Source organism: Salinivibrio sp. SS2, assembly GCF_001722075.1.
Classification (GTDB): domain Bacteria; phylum Pseudomonadota; class Gammaproteobacteria; order Enterobacterales; family Vibrionaceae; genus Salinivibrio; species Salinivibrio proteolyticus.
This window is the reverse complement of record NZ_MEBP01000142.1, coordinates 1-16,320: the sequence shown is the minus strand read 5'-3', so window position 1 is coordinate 16,320 and position 16,320 is coordinate 1. Positions and strand designations below refer to the sequence as shown.

Annotated in this window: 17 protein-coding genes; 14 read left to right on the top strand and 3 right to left on the bottom strand. The window is 52.3% G+C overall.

Annotation, left to right across the window (positions count from 1 at the left end):
- Positions 1-125: 125 nt before the first annotated feature.
- The 3 genes from pckA to hslR form a co-directional block, all read right to left on the bottom strand.
- Positions 126-1,754, bottom strand: a complete 1,629-nt coding sequence (gene pckA, locus BGK46_RS16805) for a phosphoenolpyruvate carboxykinase (ATP) (protein WP_069591238.1) — start codon at positions 1,752-1,754, stop codon at positions 126-128.
- Between the two features lie 329 nt (positions 1,755-2,083).
- Entirely contained in the window at positions 2,084-2,959 is an 876-nt protein-coding gene (gene hslO, locus BGK46_RS16800; protein WP_069591237.1) for an Hsp33 family molecular chaperone HslO, read from the bottom strand.
- 40 nt (positions 2,960-2,999) lie between these two features.
- Entirely contained in the window at positions 3,000-3,404 is a 405-nt protein-coding gene (gene hslR / locus BGK46_RS16795; RefSeq protein ID WP_069591236.1) for a ribosome-associated heat shock protein Hsp15, read from the bottom strand.
- Between the two features lie 202 nt (positions 3,405-3,606).
- On the opposite strand from hslR, the gene gspC reads away from it, so the two are divergent.
- The 14 genes from gspC to cysQ all read left to right on the top strand — a co-directional run bounded on the left by gspC (position 3,607) and on the right by cysQ (position 16,274).
- Complete coding sequence (gspC, locus tag BGK46_RS16790; RefSeq protein WP_084781566.1) at positions 3,607-4,575, top strand: type II secretion system protein GspC; 969 nt, start codon at positions 3,607-3,609, stop codon at positions 4,573-4,575.
- A gap of 71 nt (positions 4,576-4,646) precedes the next feature.
- Positions 4,647-6,626, top strand: coding sequence for a type II secretion system secretin GspD (gspD, locus tag BGK46_RS16785; protein WP_069591268.1), 1,980 nt, complete (start codon positions 4,647-4,649; stop codon positions 6,624-6,626).
- Positions 6,623-8,149, top strand: coding sequence for a type II secretion system ATPase GspE (gene gspE / locus BGK46_RS16780; RefSeq protein WP_069591234.1), 1,527 nt, complete (start codon positions 6,623-6,625; stop codon positions 8,147-8,149). Before gspD ends, gspE begins: the two co-directional genes overlap by 4 nt.
- Positions 8,149-9,384: a type II secretion system inner membrane protein GspF gene (gene gspF, locus BGK46_RS16775; protein ID WP_069591233.1), complete on the top strand. Its 1,236-nt coding sequence runs from the start codon at positions 8,149-8,151 to the stop codon at positions 9,382-9,384. The genes gspE and gspF overlap by 1 nt, the downstream gene beginning before the upstream one ends.
- Positions 9,385-9,388: 4 nt before the next feature.
- The gene (gene gspG, locus BGK46_RS16770) at positions 9,389-9,847 is read left to right on the top strand and encodes a type II secretion system major pseudopilin GspG (protein ID WP_069591231.1); all 459 of its coding nucleotides are present in this window, start codon (positions 9,389-9,391) and stop codon (positions 9,845-9,847) included.
- A 1-nt stretch (position 9,848) separates the two neighbouring features.
- Positions 9,849-10,400 carry a type II secretion system minor pseudopilin GspH gene (gene gspH / locus BGK46_RS16765; RefSeq protein ID WP_069591229.1) on the top strand — a complete coding sequence of 184 codons (552 nt, stop codon included), beginning with the start codon at positions 9,849-9,851 and terminating at the stop codon, positions 10,398-10,400.
- Complete coding sequence (gspI, locus tag BGK46_RS16760; RefSeq protein WP_069591266.1) at positions 10,400-10,765, top strand: type II secretion system minor pseudopilin GspI; 366 nt, start codon at positions 10,400-10,402, stop codon at positions 10,763-10,765. Before gspH ends, gspI begins: the two co-directional genes overlap by 1 nt.
- Complete coding sequence (gene gspJ / locus BGK46_RS16755) at positions 10,749-11,387, top strand: type II secretion system minor pseudopilin GspJ (RefSeq protein ID WP_069591227.1); 639 nt, start codon at positions 10,749-10,751, stop codon at positions 11,385-11,387. The genes gspI and gspJ overlap by 17 nt, the downstream gene beginning before the upstream one ends.
- Positions 11,384-12,388 carry a type II secretion system minor pseudopilin GspK gene (gene gspK / locus BGK46_RS16750; protein WP_069591225.1) on the top strand — a complete coding sequence of 335 codons (1,005 nt, stop codon included), beginning with the start codon at positions 11,384-11,386 and terminating at the stop codon, positions 12,386-12,388. Before gspJ ends, gspK begins: the two co-directional genes overlap by 4 nt.
- 34 nt (positions 12,389-12,422) lie before the next feature.
- On the top strand, positions 12,423-13,622 hold the full coding sequence (gspL, locus tag BGK46_RS16745) for a type II secretion system protein GspL (protein ID WP_069591264.1): 1,200 nt from the start codon (positions 12,423-12,425) through the stop codon (positions 13,620-13,622).
- The gene (locus BGK46_RS16740; protein ID WP_084781562.1) at positions 13,619-14,113 is read left to right on the top strand and encodes a type II secretion system protein M; all 495 of its coding nucleotides are present in this window, start codon (positions 13,619-13,621) and stop codon (positions 14,111-14,113) included. Before gspL ends, BGK46_RS16740 begins: the two co-directional genes overlap by 4 nt.
- A gap of 2 nt (positions 14,114-14,115) precedes the next feature.
- Entirely contained in the window at positions 14,116-14,862 is a 747-nt protein-coding gene (locus tag BGK46_RS16735) for a type II secretion system protein N (RefSeq protein WP_069591223.1), read from the top strand.
- 41 nt (positions 14,863-14,903) lie between these two features.
- A complete protein-coding gene (gene nudE / locus BGK46_RS16730; RefSeq protein WP_069591222.1) occupies positions 14,904-15,458 on the top strand; it encodes an ADP compounds hydrolase NudE in 555 nt (184 codons plus the stop codon).
- Positions 15,459-15,461: 3 nt separating this feature from the next.
- Positions 15,462-16,274 carry a 3'(2'),5'-bisphosphate nucleotidase CysQ gene (gene cysQ / locus BGK46_RS16725; RefSeq protein WP_069591221.1) on the top strand — a complete coding sequence of 271 codons (813 nt, stop codon included), beginning with the start codon at positions 15,462-15,464 and terminating at the stop codon, positions 16,272-16,274.
- Positions 16,275-16,320 lie beyond the last annotated feature (46 nt).

Here is a 16,320-nt window from a genome sequence, read left to right as displayed (position 1 = left end):
GGCAAATCCTATTGGAGCGAGAAACGGTGACGATGAATGGATTAAGACTGGCGCAAAAGTGGCCTAAATTCAACTGCTAGGCAAAAAGTACGCCCCATATCGCTATGGGGCGTAAGTGGGATGATTTAGTCGAGCTGAGGCCCGGCTGAAACCAAAGCAGCCCCTTCTGGGGTGTCGGTGTACTTGTCGAAATTATCGATAAAGCGTTGGGCAAGGTCCTTCGCTTTGCTTTCCCACTGGAGTGGATCGACATAGGTGTCACGCGGGTCAAGGATGCCATCGTTGACCTCGTCGAGTGAGACGGGCACGGTGAGATTGAAGATAGGAATCGTCTTCGTTTCTGCTTTCTCAATCGAACCATCTAAGATAGCGTCAATAATGGCGCGGGTATCTTTAATCGAAATACGCTTGCCTGAGCCGTTCCAACCAGTATTCACTAGGTAGGCTTCTGCACCTGCCGCTTCCATACGTTTGACCAACACTTCTGCATACTTGGTTGGGTGCAAGGTCAAGAATGCGGCCCCGAAAGCAGCTGAGAAGGTAGGGGTTGGCTCTGTAATACCACGCTCAGTGCCGGCCAGCTTGGCGGTAAAGCCTGACAGGAAGTGATACTTGGTCTGCTCAGGCGTCAGTTTAGACACCGGCGGTAGCACGCCAAACGCATCCGCGGAGAGGAAGATCACCTTGTTGGCATGTCCGCCTTTCGACACTGGCTTAACGATATTATCGATGTGATAAATCGGGTAAGACACTCGGGTGTTTTCGGTTTTGGAGTTGTCGTCAAAGTCGATACGGCCATCGCCACGTACGGTGACGTTTTCAAGCAGCGCATCGCGGCGAATGGCATTGTAAATATCGGGCTCTGCTTCTTTGGACAGCTTAATGGTTTTTGCATAGCAGCCGCCTTCAAAGTTAAACACACCATGATCGTCCCAGCCGTGTTCGTCGTCGCCAATCAGCTGACGCTTCGGATCGGTGGAGAGGGTTGTTTTACCCGTGCCAGATAGGCCGAAGAAAATCGCGACGTCGCCGTCTTTGCCCATATTTGCCGAGCAGTGCATGGACGCGATGTCTTGCAAGGGCAAGAAATAATTCATCATGGCGAACATGCCTTTTTTCATCTCGCCGCCGTACCATGTCCCGCCGATAAGCTGCATGCGCTCGGTAAGATTGAAGACCGTGAAGTTTTCCGAGTTCAAACCATGCTCGCGCCATTTATTGTTGACGCATTTAGCACCGTTCATGACCACGAAGTCTGGCTCAAAGTCTTTTAGCTCTTCATCGGTAGGACGGATAAACATGTTTTTCACAAAGTGCGCTTGCCACGCCACTTCGGTGATCACACGGATCCGTAAACGTGTGTTAGGGTTGGCACCGCAGTAGCCATCAATCACAAACAGACGTTTGCCAGAGAGTTGCTGGGTAACCAAGGCTTTTAAATCTTTCCAAACGGCGTGATCAATCGGCTTGTTATCGTTTTTCCCTTGATCGGACCACCACACGGTATCGCGGGTGGTGTCGTCACGCACAATGTATTTATCTTTTGGTGAACGGCCAGTAAAAATACCGGTATCCACCGCCACAGCGCCGAGCTCAGTCACCACGCCTTTTTCATAGCCTTCCAGCCCAGGTTTGGTTTCTTCTTCGAACAACTGTTCATAAGAGGGATTGCGAATGACTTCTTTGACATTTTCCAGACCATGACGGGAAAGATCGATGCCGGCGACTTCGGATTCGACGTTCAGGACAGTCATAGGTGCTCCTTGGGGTAAGATGTTGTTAACTGTCTTTATGCTAGCAACCTGAATAGTGCCATTCAGGGAGTTACTGCAAAAAATTACCGCACGCACACTAGGGCTATTTTGATTGTAGGGTACTGACCACCAGGTGACGTGACTCCCTCTATGGTAACGCTTAGTTAAACGTTTGCGCTACCCACAGAGCTCTTATTGTTTGTACAAAATTAATGCGCAAAAAAATGTGAGATGTGTCCGAGGAGACCAAGAAAAAAGCCAGCTTGATGCTGGCTTTTGAACTAAGTTGGGTTTCTTTGTTTTATGCAACTAAATATGTAGCACGTTTTTCACTGCATTTGTGACGATGAATCGGCGTTCTGCTCAAAGATGGCTGCGACATCGACGCTGTCAAACGCATAATCACTGCCGCAATAATCACAGTGCAAACGAATCGTGCCCATTTCTGCAATCATTTTATCGACTTCGCTGCGTTCTATGGCGGCTATCGCTTGTGCGCTGCGCTCGCGTGAGCAGCTGCATTTGAAGCATACTGACTGAGGATCGAAAACGGTCACGCTTTCTTGGTGATATAGACGATAAAGGACATCTTTTGCGTCAAGGCCAAATAATTCATCATTTTTAACGGTTTCAGTCAGCTTCGCCAAATGGTCAAAGTCGTTATCGTCCCCTTTGCCATCCGGTAGCACTTGCAGCATCATTCCGGCCGCGTGACGTTTGCCATCAAACTCACCGGTGCGCAACCAAAGTCGCGTTTCCAGTTGCTCTGAACGCGCAAAGTAGTCTTCAAGGCAGCCTTGCAGATGATCCGAGTCTAAGCCCACAATGCCTTGATAGCGTTCGCCGTCGACCGGTTCGATAGTGATAATGAGCTGCCCCTTACCAAGCATCTCAGGTAGGGTTGCATCGGCTTTGATGTCGCCTTTCAGGCGTGCGGTACCGCGCAGTTGCTGCTGATGGTCACCATTGATCACCGCCAGTGATACCGGACCGTCACCTTGTAGTTGTACGGTAATTGAGCCTTCAAATTTTAAGGTGGCAGTGAGTAAGCTGGTGGCGACAAGCATCTCCCCTAGTAGCGCTTGGACGGGCGCAGGGTAGTCTTGGTTTTCCAAGATGCGTTGATAGGTTTCATCGAGCTTGACCAGCTCACCACGCACAGACACATCTTTAAATAGGTAACGGTGTAGTTGATCGTTTGACATGCAATCTCTCCGGCTTAGGGCCTGGTTAGTGGGATCGGCCTTACTCTATGCCTTGTTTAAACTTACGAATATCTCGGCGTTGTTTCTTATCCGGCCGGTTTTCTGGGCGCGGATTGTGTGCGTGTAAGCGACGCATTTCCGTGTTGTGCTCACGCTGTTTGATACTGTCTTGGGTTTCTTGATACAGCGTCTGCGCAATCGGCGCACCCTGACGCTGCTCTGATAATTCTAATACAGTAATGGTTTTTTCTTCGTGTCCTTGCCGAAGTCGGATCTCAGCACCTACTTCAACCATTTTGCTAGGTTTGGCGCGCTGGCCATTATAATGCACCTTGCCGCCGTCAATCATGTTACGTGCGATTGACCGTGTTTTGTAGAACCGAGCGGCCCATAGCCACTTGTCTAGCCTGACTGCCGTCAAGGGCGCCGATGCGTGTGTTTTCATGACTCAACTCCTGCGCAATCCGGATGGGCGACATTAGCACAAAAATTCCTTTAGAGCAGTATCACAGCGTCGAGGTACAATCTGACCTAAATGTGCTGGCTTGGTTAGGATGTGGGATTACGACAAAAATGAAAATTATCTCAATATCACATCGTGTTTTTGCTAGTATGCCCAGCTTTTCGTAATCTAATGATGGAACTTGATGGTAAAAAAAGCCATCAATGGACACTCGGTGACTCAATTTGGTTTGGAAGGGATGATGCGTAAGGCAGGACGCCAGCATGGCACGTTCACTGTGTCACCGCAGCAGGTGGCACGACTTGCGACGTGGCTAAACATTTTACTGTTCCTCGTTCTGGCATGGTTGGCTGGGCGAATGGTGTGGGCGTTTTATGCGCCTGCACCTGCACCTGCACCTGTAATGTCTGTGGCAAGCCAGTCGGCGTCGTCCTCTCGCGCTGCGACGGATCCTTTTTCGTTGGCACCTATCGTTAATGCCCAATTGTTTGGGCGTTACCAAGCGGCCGCCCAACCCACGCAACATGCGGTGACCAATGTGCCCGAAACCCGGCTACGCCTAACTTTGGTTGGCGTGGTAGCCAGTAACGATCCGAAGCGTGCATTGGCCGTGATCGCGAACGGCGGCCGTCAAGTGACTTACGGTGTGGGTGAGCAGGTGAAAGGGACCCAAGTCAGTGTCGATCAAGTCTTATCCGATCGGGTGATATTACGCCAAGGGTCAAGACGCGAAGCGCTCCTTATGCCAGGGGTCGATGCAGATAGTACACCGCAGACCGTTTTTTCCTCCCCTACTGATGCGTCGACGCCCCCAAAGTCGATGGCGACCAAGCGGCAGACCAGCCCTGACTGGCCTGCCGACTTAGCGCAGCAGCTTAGCCAGAACCCGCAACGCTTATTTGACTTTGTGCAGCTGTCACAAGTGCGCGAAGGCGATCAAATAAAGGGCTTTCGCCTCACACCGGGACGCAATCCAATCTTTTTTGAGCAATCCGGCTTACAGGCAGGGGATATTGCTGTCGCTATCAATGGCCTGACGTTAAGTCAGTCCGCAGCACTGCCTGATATTCTAGGACGCATTCAACAACAGGGATCGCTTGACTTGGTTATCGAGCGACAAGGACAACAACATGACATCTCGATTCAACTTTAATCCACAGCATTCGCCGTCAGCGGCCGTAGGAGTGTGACGTGAAGGGAAAACAACGACTGATCCCCTATCTGATGGCCGCGAGCCTTCTCTTTTCTGGTATCCCAGCCGGCGCCGCTGAGTTTAGTGCCTCTTTTAAGGGCACAGATATTCAGGAATTTATTGAGATCGTTGGCCGTAATCTCGAAAAAACCATCATTGTTGATCCCTCGGTTCGTGGCACCATCAATGTTCGTAGTTACGATACCCTGACCGATGAACAGTACTATCAGTTTTTCTTAAACGTACTCGAAGTGTATGGCTTTGCCGTGGTCGAGATGGAAAATGGTGTCGTTAAAGTGGTCCGCGACAAAGATGCCAAAACCTCACCGGTACCTGTGGTCGGTGAAGACGATAGTGTGGTGGGGGATGAAGTTGTCACTCGCGTAGTCGCGGTAAAAAATGTGTCGGTACGTGAGCTATCCCCTTTGTTGCGCCAGCTGATTAACAATGCGGGAGCGGGTAACGTAGTCCACTACGATCCGGCTAATGTGATCATGATTACTGGGCGTGCAGCGGTCGTAAATCGCTTGACTGACATTATCCGTCGAGTGGACCAAGCCGGCGATAAAGAGGTGGAAGTGGTGCGTTTAGATCACGCCTCTGCCGCAGAAATGGTACGGATTGTTGAAGCGCTAAACGAGCGAGACAACGCCAATAATGCCCCCGATCTCCTTAAACCACGCTTTGTCGCTGATGAGCGCTTAAACGCCGTTTTGGTCTCAGGTGAACCTAAAGTACGCGAACGAGTGAAAAAGCTGATCAGACAGCTTGATCAGGAAATGGCGACCACAGGTAACAGCCGAGTCATTTACCTGCGCTACGCCAAAGCGGAAGATGTGGTAGATGTTCTTCAAGGTGTGTCAGATAACTTACTGAAAGAAAAAGAAGAGAAGAGTAAACCGGGTGCCCAAAAGCAAGCGGTACAAATTTCTTCGCACCAAGGCACCAACTCGTTGGTGATCACTGCGCCGCCCGATATCCTCAAAACCTTGGAAAGTGTGATCTCTCAGCTGGATATTCGTCGTGCGCAAGTACTGATTGAAGCACTAATCGTAGAGATGTCAGAGTCTGATGGCGCCAATTTAGGCATCCAGTGGGGCTCGCTTGAAAATGGTGGCATTCAGTTCACCAATACAGGAGTTGGTGTATCGAGTTATCTCGGTGGATTAGAAGCGACCAAAGACAGGACACGTACCGAAACGCGGATCATTGACGGTGAAGAAAAAACTGTTGAAATCAAAGAGTCAGGTGATTACTCCGCGCTCAATGAAGTGTTAGGTGGATTAAATGGTATTGCCGCCGGGGTCATTATGGGAGATTGGACCGCGTTGGTGACTGCGGTGGCCTCGAATAACGAATCCAATATCCTTTCTTCACCCAACTTGATGGTGCTGGATAATCAAGAAGCGTCGTTTATTGTCGGTGAGGAAGTCCCTGTGATTACCGGTTCACGGACCGGTTCGAATAACGATAACCCGTTCCAAACCGTCGAGCGTAAAGATGTGGGTATCAAACTAAAAGTTACCCCACAAATTAATGAAGGCTCTGCGGTGCTCTTGGATATTGAGCAAGAGGTGTCGAATGTCTTGGGGGCCAGTGGCGCCGTGGATGTGCGCTTTGGTAAACGCCAATTAAACACGTCAGTGATGGTGGGCGATCAGCAAATGATTGTGCTCAGCGGTTTGATTGATGAGCGTACTGTAGAAAGTGAGTCCAAAGTGCCTTTATTGGGAGATATTCCGGTGCTGGGGCATTTGTTTAAATCCACTTCTACGGGGACAGAAAAGAAAAACCTGATGCTGTTTATCAAGCCCACCATTATTCGTACCGGCTTAACCGCAGATGGTGTGACACAGCGTAAATATAATTACATCCGTGCCGAACAACTGCTGCGCGCACAAGATGGGGTCAAATTGATGCCAGATGCGAAAAAGCCTGTGTTGCCTGATTATAAGAGTGATGCGGTGATGCCGGCCGAAGTGCGTGCATTACAAGCGGAGCTGGCAGGATGACGGATCGAACGGCCGCACTCGCGAACGAGCCAGAGAGTAAATGGCAGTTACCGTTTGGCTTTGCGCGTCGTCATGGGGTGTTAATTCAGTCCGATGCGTCGCAGGCTCGGTTATTGTGTTTACCGTCGGTGGCTCCTGAGACCTTGGTTGAAGTGCAACGGTTATGGGGTGCGTGCTTAGTGCCTGAAACCGTGGATGAGGCCTATTTTGAGCAGCAATTGACGGTGCTCTATCAGCGAGACAGTGCGGATGCGCAGCAGCTGATGGCTGACATTGGCGCCGATGCAGACAGTGATGATTTCTTCTCATTGGCCGAAGAGTTGCCGCAGAGCGAGGATTTGCTTGAGTCTGAGGACGACGCCCCTATCATCAAGTTGATTAACGCCATGCTGGGTGAAGCGATCAAGGAAAGTGCCTCGGATATCCATATCGAAACCTTTGAGCATGCATTGTCGATCCGTTTTCGTGTCGATGGGGTGTTGCGCGAAGTCTTATCGCCGAGCCGCAAGTTAGCCCCCTTGCTGGTATCACGTGTCAAAGTGATGGCCAAACTCGACATTGCCGAAAAGCGTGTGCCACAAGATGGGCGCATCTCGGTCCGCATCGGCGGTCGCGCCGTCGATGTGCGGGTATCGACTATGCCGTCCTCTCACGGTGAGCGTGTGGTGATGCGTTTGCTCGATAAAAACGCGGTACAACTCGACTTGGCTCAGTTGGGGATGGTGCCTGAATTGCACGAGAACTTCCGCCATCTCATACATAAACCGCACGGGATCTTACTGGTCACAGGCCCAACGGGGTCGGGGAAATCGACCACGCTGTATGCGGGTTTACAAACCATTAACAGTGAAGATCGCAATATTCTCACGGTGGAAGATCCGATCGAATTTGATCTTCCCGGTATCGGGCAGACCCAAGTTAATCCTAAGGTCGATATGACCTTTGCGCGAGGGTTGCGAGCCATGCTGCGTCAAGATCCTGACGTGGTTATGGTGGGGGAAATCCGCGACTTAGAAACCGCTCAAATCGCCGTGCAAGCGTCTCTCACTGGTCACTTGGTGATGTCGACTTTACACACCAACACCGCCATTGGGGCGGTAACACGTTTGCGCGATATGGGCATCGAGCCCTTTTTGCTTTCCTCCTCCTTGCTTGGCGTGCTAGCACAGCGCTTGGTTCGCACCCTTTGCAGCGATTGCCGTATCCCTTATCAAGCCGATGCCAGCCAGCAGCAATTGTTTGTGGATGTGGGGTTGGCTCAGCCTGGCGATAACGTCACCTTGTATAAAGCGGGGGGCTGTTCGCGTTGTCACCACAAAGGTTACAAGGGCCGAACGGGGATTCATGAACTGCTGACGGTCGACGAGAAGGTGCAAGCACTGATTCATCACGATGCGGGTGAGCATGCGATTGAACAAGCGGTGCGCGCACAGAGTCCGAGTATCCGCTACGACGGACTGGCCAAAGTGCTACAAGGAAAAACCACGCTTGAAGAAGTGATGCGAGTCACCAAGGAGACCTGATGGCGGCGTTTGATTACCAAGCTTTAGATACGCGAGGGCGTAAACGCAAAGGTGTGATTGAAGCGGATACGCCTCGACAGGCGCGCCAGCAGCTCCGTGACAATGGGCTGACGCCATTGGTGGTCAATACAACCACTCGCAAGCGTAGCCAGCAAAAGACCGAGACGTCGCGGCCTTTGTTTTCATCACGCAATCGCGGTATTAGCACCCAAGAGCTGTCGTTGATCACGCGTCAATTGGCGACCTTGATTGAGGCTGCGATGCCACTGGAAGAGTGTTTACGGGCGGTGGCGGAGCAAGCCGAGAAGCCGCGTATTGGCAGTATGATAACCAGTGTGCGCGCGCGGGTGATGGAAGGCTATACCCTTGCTGATGCGCTCGCCGATTATCCGCAAGTGTTTGATGAACTGTACCGTGCCATGATTGCGGCGGGCGAAAAAGCCGGTCATTTGGGCACGGTGCTGGAGCGATTGGCGGACTATGTGGAAAATCGTCAGCGCATTCAATCAACCCTACTACAAGCGATGCTGTATCCCGCCATTTTGACGTTTTTCTCTGTGGTGATTGTCGCCTTTTTGTTGGCGACCGTGGTGCCTGACATCGTTGGCCAGTTTGTTCAAACCGGCCAATCCTTACCCGCATCGACACAGTTTCTCCTCAACGCCAGTGATTTTATTACTCAATGGGGAATTTGGGTCGTGGGTGGCCTTATCTTACTCAGTGCGGGAATACGCACATTGCTGAAGGACAAGCAACGGCGATTGACGTGGGACAAACAAAAGTTGTCGTTACCGGTCTTGGGGCGCGTTGCACGAGGCCTCAACACATCGCGCTTTGCACGCACACTCGCTATTTGTACTGCCAGTGCAATCCCGCTTTTGGATGGTATGAAGGTCGCCGCACAGGTGATTACCAACCAGTATGTGCGTACCCGAGTGCTCGAGGCCGCGGATAAGGTGCGAGAAGGTGCTAGCTTGCGAGTGGCACTGGATCAATCTGGGCTTTTTCCGCCCATGATGTTGCATATGATTGCCAGCGGTGAACGCAGTGGGGAACTTGAACCCATGCTCACACGGGCGGCGAACAACCAAGATAAAGATTTTGAGGCGCAGGTGAACGTGGCATTAGGTGTGTTTGGGCCGCTGATGATTGTGCTCATGGCAGGTCTGGTGCTCTTTATTGTCGTCGCCACTTTGATGCCAATTATTGCCATGAACAACATGGTGGGGTTGTGATTTTATGATAATAAACAAGGAGAACAAGATGCGTCGTCAACAAGGTTTTACGCTTCTCGAGGTGATGGTCGTGGTGGTCATCATTGGTTTGCTAGCCAGCTTTGTCGCCCCGAACTTATTGGGCAACAAAGATAAAGCAGCAGTGCAAAAGGCGATCGCAGATATCAGCGCGCTCGAAAATGCGCTGGATATGTACAAACTGGACAACAACCAGTACCCCACCACCGACCAAGGACTTGATGCACTTGTGACCAAGCCACAAAGTGAGCCCGTGCCACGTAACTATCCGGCACAAGGTTATATCAAGCGTTTGCCTAAAGACCCTTGGAACAATGACTATCGCTATGTGAGCCCAGGTGAGCATGGTGTGATTGATGTGTTCTCGCTAGGCGCGGATGGGCAAGAAGGCGGTGAAGGGATCAATCAAGATATTGGTAACTGGAACCTGAACGAGCTGCAATAACATGCGTCAGGCGGCGGGCTTCACGTTACTCGAAATCCTGTTGGTGGTGGTGATTATTGCCGTCAGCGCTTCAGGCGTGGTGATGGTGTGGCCTGAGCCTGTTGACACCCGGACCGAGCAAGCCGGCCAAGCTTTGTATCAGCGCATTAAGTTATGGGCAGAGCAAAGTTGGCTGGAAGGGCAGACTTACGGGGTGCGGATCAACAACCATGATTATCAATTGCTGAAGTTAGGCGAAGAAAACTGGCAAACGGTGAGCAGTGATCGTTGGGCAACCCAAGGGACCTTGCCTGAACAAAGCCGCTTTGCGTTAAGTATGGATGGCTTTGGTTGGCAGCAGCAAGACCGGTTATTTGAAGACAAACCGCTGTTCGAAAACATGTTTGAAGAAGACGGTGAAACCGCTGTAGCGCCTCCTCAGATTTGGCTATTACCGAATGGCGAAATCACTCCCTTTACGCTCACCATCGAAACCGACGGTCGTGCCATGTGGCAATTAAAGGCCAATGAACTGGCGCAATTTCGCTGGCAGCGGGCCGAGGAGGATGGATGATGCCTAAGACCCAACATGGGATGACGTTACTGGAAGTGCTAGTTGCAGTGGCCATTTTTGCGGTTGCCGCGCTCAGTGTGATGAAAGCCACTGGGCAGCATACCCGCTCACTAAGTCGCCTGGAGCAAAAAACCTTGGCGGCGATGGTGGCTGACAATCAGTTGGCTGAGGTAGTGCTGAGCGGCAAGGTGCCGGACAAAGCCACCCAAGGCACCACGGAGATGGCCGGGCAGCGCTGGCAGTGGCAGTTGACGCCGATTGCGACTAACACGGGACCACTGCGAGCGGTGGATCTCGCCGTTGCAGCAGCAGAATCGACAGACAACCCACTGGTAACCGTGAGGACCTATGTCGCCACGCGCTGAAAAGGGGTTTACCTTACTGGAAGTGTTACTGGCGCTGGTGGTCTTCGCCAGCATTAGCCTGACTGCGTATCAAGTGCTACAGACGGTGCAGCGCAGTGACGAGCAATCGCGCCAAGTGGGAGAAACGCTGCAACAATTACAGCGTGCACTGGTGATCATGGACAGTGATTTTCGCCAAATGGCCGCGCGACGCCAGCGTATGGATGGCCAAGCCCCCAGTGAGCAATTACTAACCGCAGGCAAAGAGGTGCTGGGCGGGGATGCCATGGGCGTGCGCTTTACTCGTACCGGTTGGATTAATCCCCAGTATCGTTTTCCGCGTAGCGAAGTGGTGGCGGTGGGTTATCGCCAGCGAGATGGCAAGTTAGAGCGGTTACGTTGGCGCTATCCGGATCAGGCTGCAGGTGAACAACCGGCGGTGATGACATTGCTGGATGATATTGATGATCTCACCTTCCGCTTTAACGTGAAAGGAAATTGGCAGAGCAGTTTTGATACCCCTCACGCACTGCCCGATGCCATTCAACTGCGTTTTACCCATCCTCGCTATGGCCAGCTAGTACGGACGTATTTATTGGCCGGACAAACGCTGCCTGCAGCGCTACAGCGGGAGGCAGAATGAGTCGTCAACGCGGTACAGCGTTATTGGTCGTGATGTTGATTATGGCGTTGATGACAGCGATAGCCGGTAGCATGGCATCGCGCTTATTTACTAATTACAACCGCGCGGAAAATCAGCTTCATTTTCAGCAAGCCTATTGGTACGGCATGGCCGTCGAAGGGCTTGCCGCAGCGGTGCTGCGAGACAGTTTATCTGGCAGTGACACGGTGAATTTAAGTCAAAGTTGGGCCGAGAAAGAGCGCAGCTTTCCGCTAGAAGATGGCACAGTAAGTGGTCACTTACGAGATGCACAAGCCTGCTTTAATTTGAATAGCTTGCAGCTGCGTGGCGCGACCCTAGGCAGTGCGGTGCCCTATGAAGTGACGGTACTCAGAGCCTTGGTCGGCAGTGGGGTCGATGATGAGTACCAAGCGGATGTGATTGCCCAATCTACGCGAGACTTTGTGGATGAAAACAATCAACTGGATCAGTCGCTCGGGGCCGAAGATGCCCACTATGAGAGTTTACGTCCTCCCTATGTGACGGCGGATGCCGTGCTAGCCGACCGTAGCGAGTGGCGTGCGGTCAAAGGAGTCAATGCACAGGTCTTTCAGCGTTTATCCGCTCAGGTTTGTGCGATTCCCAGTGCGGAGCTGAAAATCAATGTCAATACACTGACGGATAAGCAGGCGCCTTTGCTGGCGGCGCTGTTTACCCCTGCGCTGTCGATAGAACAAGCCAAACAGGTGATCGCACAGCGCCCTGATGCTGGGTGGAAAAATGTCGACGCCTTTATGGCGGTGTTAAACCTGAGTGAGTTCGATGACAAAGCCCGTGAGCAGGTGATCCCACATCTCACGGTGACCAGCGAGTTTTTTTTATTACAGGCCGATGTGACCGTGGCGTCTGCCCAACGTCACATTCAGGCGTTATTGCACTATCAAGACGATGGCACCACAAGCGTGGTGCGTCGTCGCTTTGGAGGAATGCGTGAGCGAGCGACTGATAATAAGGATCAGTGATGCCAGCCAGCCGATCTTTTGGGCCCAGGTGCGTGTGAGTGACAATCAGGTCACCGCGACCGGTGAATGCGATCATCTGTCAGCTTTGACGGAGCAAGCGCAAACGCGGCGTGTGGTGATCTTAGTGGATAGCACTTGGGTGACCCTCAGGTCGGTGACCTTGCCGCCCGGCTCTCGGCGTCAGCGCGATAAAGTGGTGCCTTACTTACTTGAAGAGGCATTGGCCGATGATGTGGACAGGGTACACGTCAGTATTTTGAGTGTCTCGGGCAGTCTTGCCCACGTGGCGGTGGTGGCCCACGACAAAATGCAAGCCTGGCAGCAAGCGCTGGCGGATGCAGATATCCATGCGCGGCAATGGCTACCCGATGTGCTGTGTTTACCGTGGCAAACAAACCATTTGACGGTTGCGCCACTGGGTGAGCAATGGCTGTGTCGGCATCATGACAGTCAAGGTGTGGTGGGATCGCGTGACTGGCTTCGTTTCTGGGCGCACGCGTGGCGAGCTCAACAACAAAAGGTGCTGGAACAGGATCCGGTGGACGCGGATGACGAGGACAAGGCCCCGTCACTCACCTTACATGGATATTGTCCGTCCCATCTTGACCTTGATTGGCCAGTCAGTGGACTGGATGAGGCGGAGGCCAAGTGGCATCCCTGTGACACTGTGATAGGGCTGTTGGCGACACAAAGTCATGCTCTGTCTGCGAACTTGCTAACTGGGCCTTATCGGCCACAAAGCCAGACTAAGCAAACGCTCAAGCCTTTATTACCTGCCGCCTGTTTAGTGTTAGCCATTAGCGCCTTATTGGGCGTTGAACAATGGCTGACGATTCGTGATACCCAACAGCAGGCTGAAGCGCTACGTGCACAGAGCGAGTCTGTCTTTCGCCAGACGTTGCCACAGTATCAGCGCATCCCGACGCAATCGTACATGGTTCGCCAGATGGATGCGGAAATTGCGCGTCTTGAAGGACAGCAACACAATGCTGCGCTTTTGCCTTGGTTAGCGAAATTAGCGCCGATGCTAGAAAAAACGCCCGGTATTCACCTGCAAGCGTTACGTTATCAAGCAGCACGTGAAGTCTTAGTGATCCGAGCCTCCGGCAGCGATTTTGCACAGTTTGAGCGACTACGCGGCTTGCTGAGCGAACACTATACGACCGAGCTTGGGCAGCTCAACCGCAATGGTGACAGCGTAAGTGGTGAGTTTACCTTGAGGAGCGAATCATGATGAGTCAGTTAAAAGCACGCTGGCAATCGCTCAGTGAACGTGAGCAGCGTTTATTGATGGTGGCTGCACTGGTGATGCTACTCAGTGCCTTGTACTGGGGGATCATTGCGCCGATTCAGGCCGAGGCGAACAATGCGCGAGAAGCGCTTGCTAGTGAGCGACGTTTGCTGAGTGATGTACAGCAAAAGCATCAGCAAATTGTTCAGTTGCGCGCACAGTCAGGTGCAAGCAGTCGCGCACCAACCAGCAGTAATCAGCCATTAAACCAAGTGGTAGCGGCCAGCGCAGGGGAGTTTAGTGTCACTATTACTCGCTTGCAGCCCGGTGAGGCGAGTGTCCAATTGGGTGTCGAGCCCTTGCCATTTAACCAACTTTTGCGTTGGCTCGACCAACTCGCTCGCTTACATGGTATTCAGGTCGTGCGTCTTGATACGGAAATGACAGATAACGCTGGGGTTGTGAAGGTTAATCGCCTGCAATTAGAACGATAGTCATGAAGAAAAAAATAGTCTTGGGTTTAGCTTGTACGCTGGTTTTTGTACTCAGCGTCGTGATCCACGCACCCGCATCGCTATTGCGTCTGGCCCCCTTGCCGCCTGAACTTAAGGTGGGCGCGATTGAGGGGACAGTGTGGAAAGGACGCATTGCGCAAATACGCTGGCAAGATTACACCGTCGGTCCACTTCGTTGGGATCTTCACGTACACCGTTTATTTACTGCGGCAACGTTAGAAGCGGATATTCGTCTTCGCAGCTCAGATGGGGTGAAAGGGAAAGCAACCGTGGGCTTTGATGGCCATGCTGTTTCTTTATCCCGTGCGCTGGTGTCAGCACCGGCCCAGTTGCTTGCCAGTTCTGTGGCACTCCCTGCCAATGTGGCGATTGAAGGCCATGTGGATCTGGTATTACGCGATCTGGCCTTTACCGAGGCGGGCTGTCAGCGACTCGATGGTCAGCTGCAGTGGCAACAAGCCGCATTACGCTTGCCAATGGGGCGTTTAGCGGACATCCCAGCCAGTGCCACACTCCGTTGTGAGCAGCAAGGTATTCTCGCCGAAGGCCAAGGCGCGTCTTCCTCGCTGAGTAATAAGTTTTCATTGTCAATCACACCGTCGGGGCGATACTCTGTTTCGGGATGGCTCAAGCCGGAAGCCGCGTTCCCACCGCCAATGAAAGAGCCACTTGCTTGGCTGGGTGCGCCGGATCAACAAGGGCGCTATCGCTTTTCTTTTCGAGGCTAATCAAGCCTGTTAGGCTTATCAGTAAAGGGTGCAAATAGGATATGACGCAGCGAAAACCTCCCCAGATCCTGTCTAAGCAAGTGGTTGCCGCTTCTCGTTTATTTAAGGTGGAATCGCTCGACCTCCAGTTTAGTAACGGCGTAAATCGTACCTATGAACGCATGAAGCCTTCGGGCCGTAATGCGGTCATGATGGTGCCGCTGACCGAACAGGGGGATTTGTTGCTGGTGCGAGAATATGCAGCTGGCACGGAGCGATATGAGCTAGGCTTTCCAAAAGGCTTAATTGATAAAGGGGAAGTGCCAGAGCAGGCCGCGGTGCGTGAACTGAAAGAAGAAATAGGCTTGGGCGCCCGCGAGCTTATTCCACTCAAGGAGGTCGTACTGGCTCCGTCGTACTTCTCAAGCCGTATGACACTGATGTTGGCACGTGATTTGTATCCTGAAACCTTGGAAGGGGATGAACCCGAACCACTTGAGGTGATCCGTTGGCCATTAGCTCAAGCGGAGGAGTTGCTGACCCACGGCGATTTCTGTGAAGCGCGCAGTATCACCGCACTAATGATGGCGCTGAAGTACTTACAATCTGAGAGGTGAGGCATGCCACTGCCTGAGTTGTTGCCCGATGTGATTGAAATTACCCGCGCAGCGGGACAAGTGATTCTCGATATTTACCAAGACGGTGATTTTGAAGAAATTACCAAAAGCGATGAAACCCCCGTCACCAGCGCGGATCTTGCTGCACACAAACTGATCACCGAGAAACTGACGGCGTTAACCCCGGATATTCCGGTGTTATCGGAAGAAGATTGTGGTGTGCCCCTCAGTGATCGTCAGCAATGGCAGCGTTACTGGTTGATTGACCCACTGGATGGTACCCAAGAGTTTATTGCGGGGAGTGGCGACTTTGCCACCATTATTGCGCTGGTGGAAAATAACCATCCGGTGATGGGAGTGGTCTATGCCCCTGTCTCGGGTGTGACTTATTATGCGTGCCAAGAAAAAGGGGCGTGGAAAATTACCCCCGATGGCGAAATGCATCGCATCTCGACAATGAAGCGAGAAGAGGCCATCACCTCACTCTCGATTGCCATTAGCCGCCGTCAAGATATTCATGCCGTGACAGAAAAACTCGCCCCTGAGATCAACTATGATTTGGTCCCACTAGGGTCCGCAGCATTGAAAGCGTGTTTGGTCGCTGAAGGCGCGGTAGATTGTTATTTGCGTCTAGGTCCGACTGGGGAGTGGGATACGGCAGCCACCCAATGCATTGTCGAACAAGCAGGAGGGCGGATTTTAAGTACCGAGTTGGACCCCTTGTCATATAACGAGCGTGACTCGTTGCAAAACCCCAACTTTATTGTACTGGGTGATGAATCGCTCGCTTGGTCTTCGATATTGCGTGCATCGTAACAGTCGCGCGAAACGGCACCCGAGGGTGCCGTTTTTTGTTTGCCCA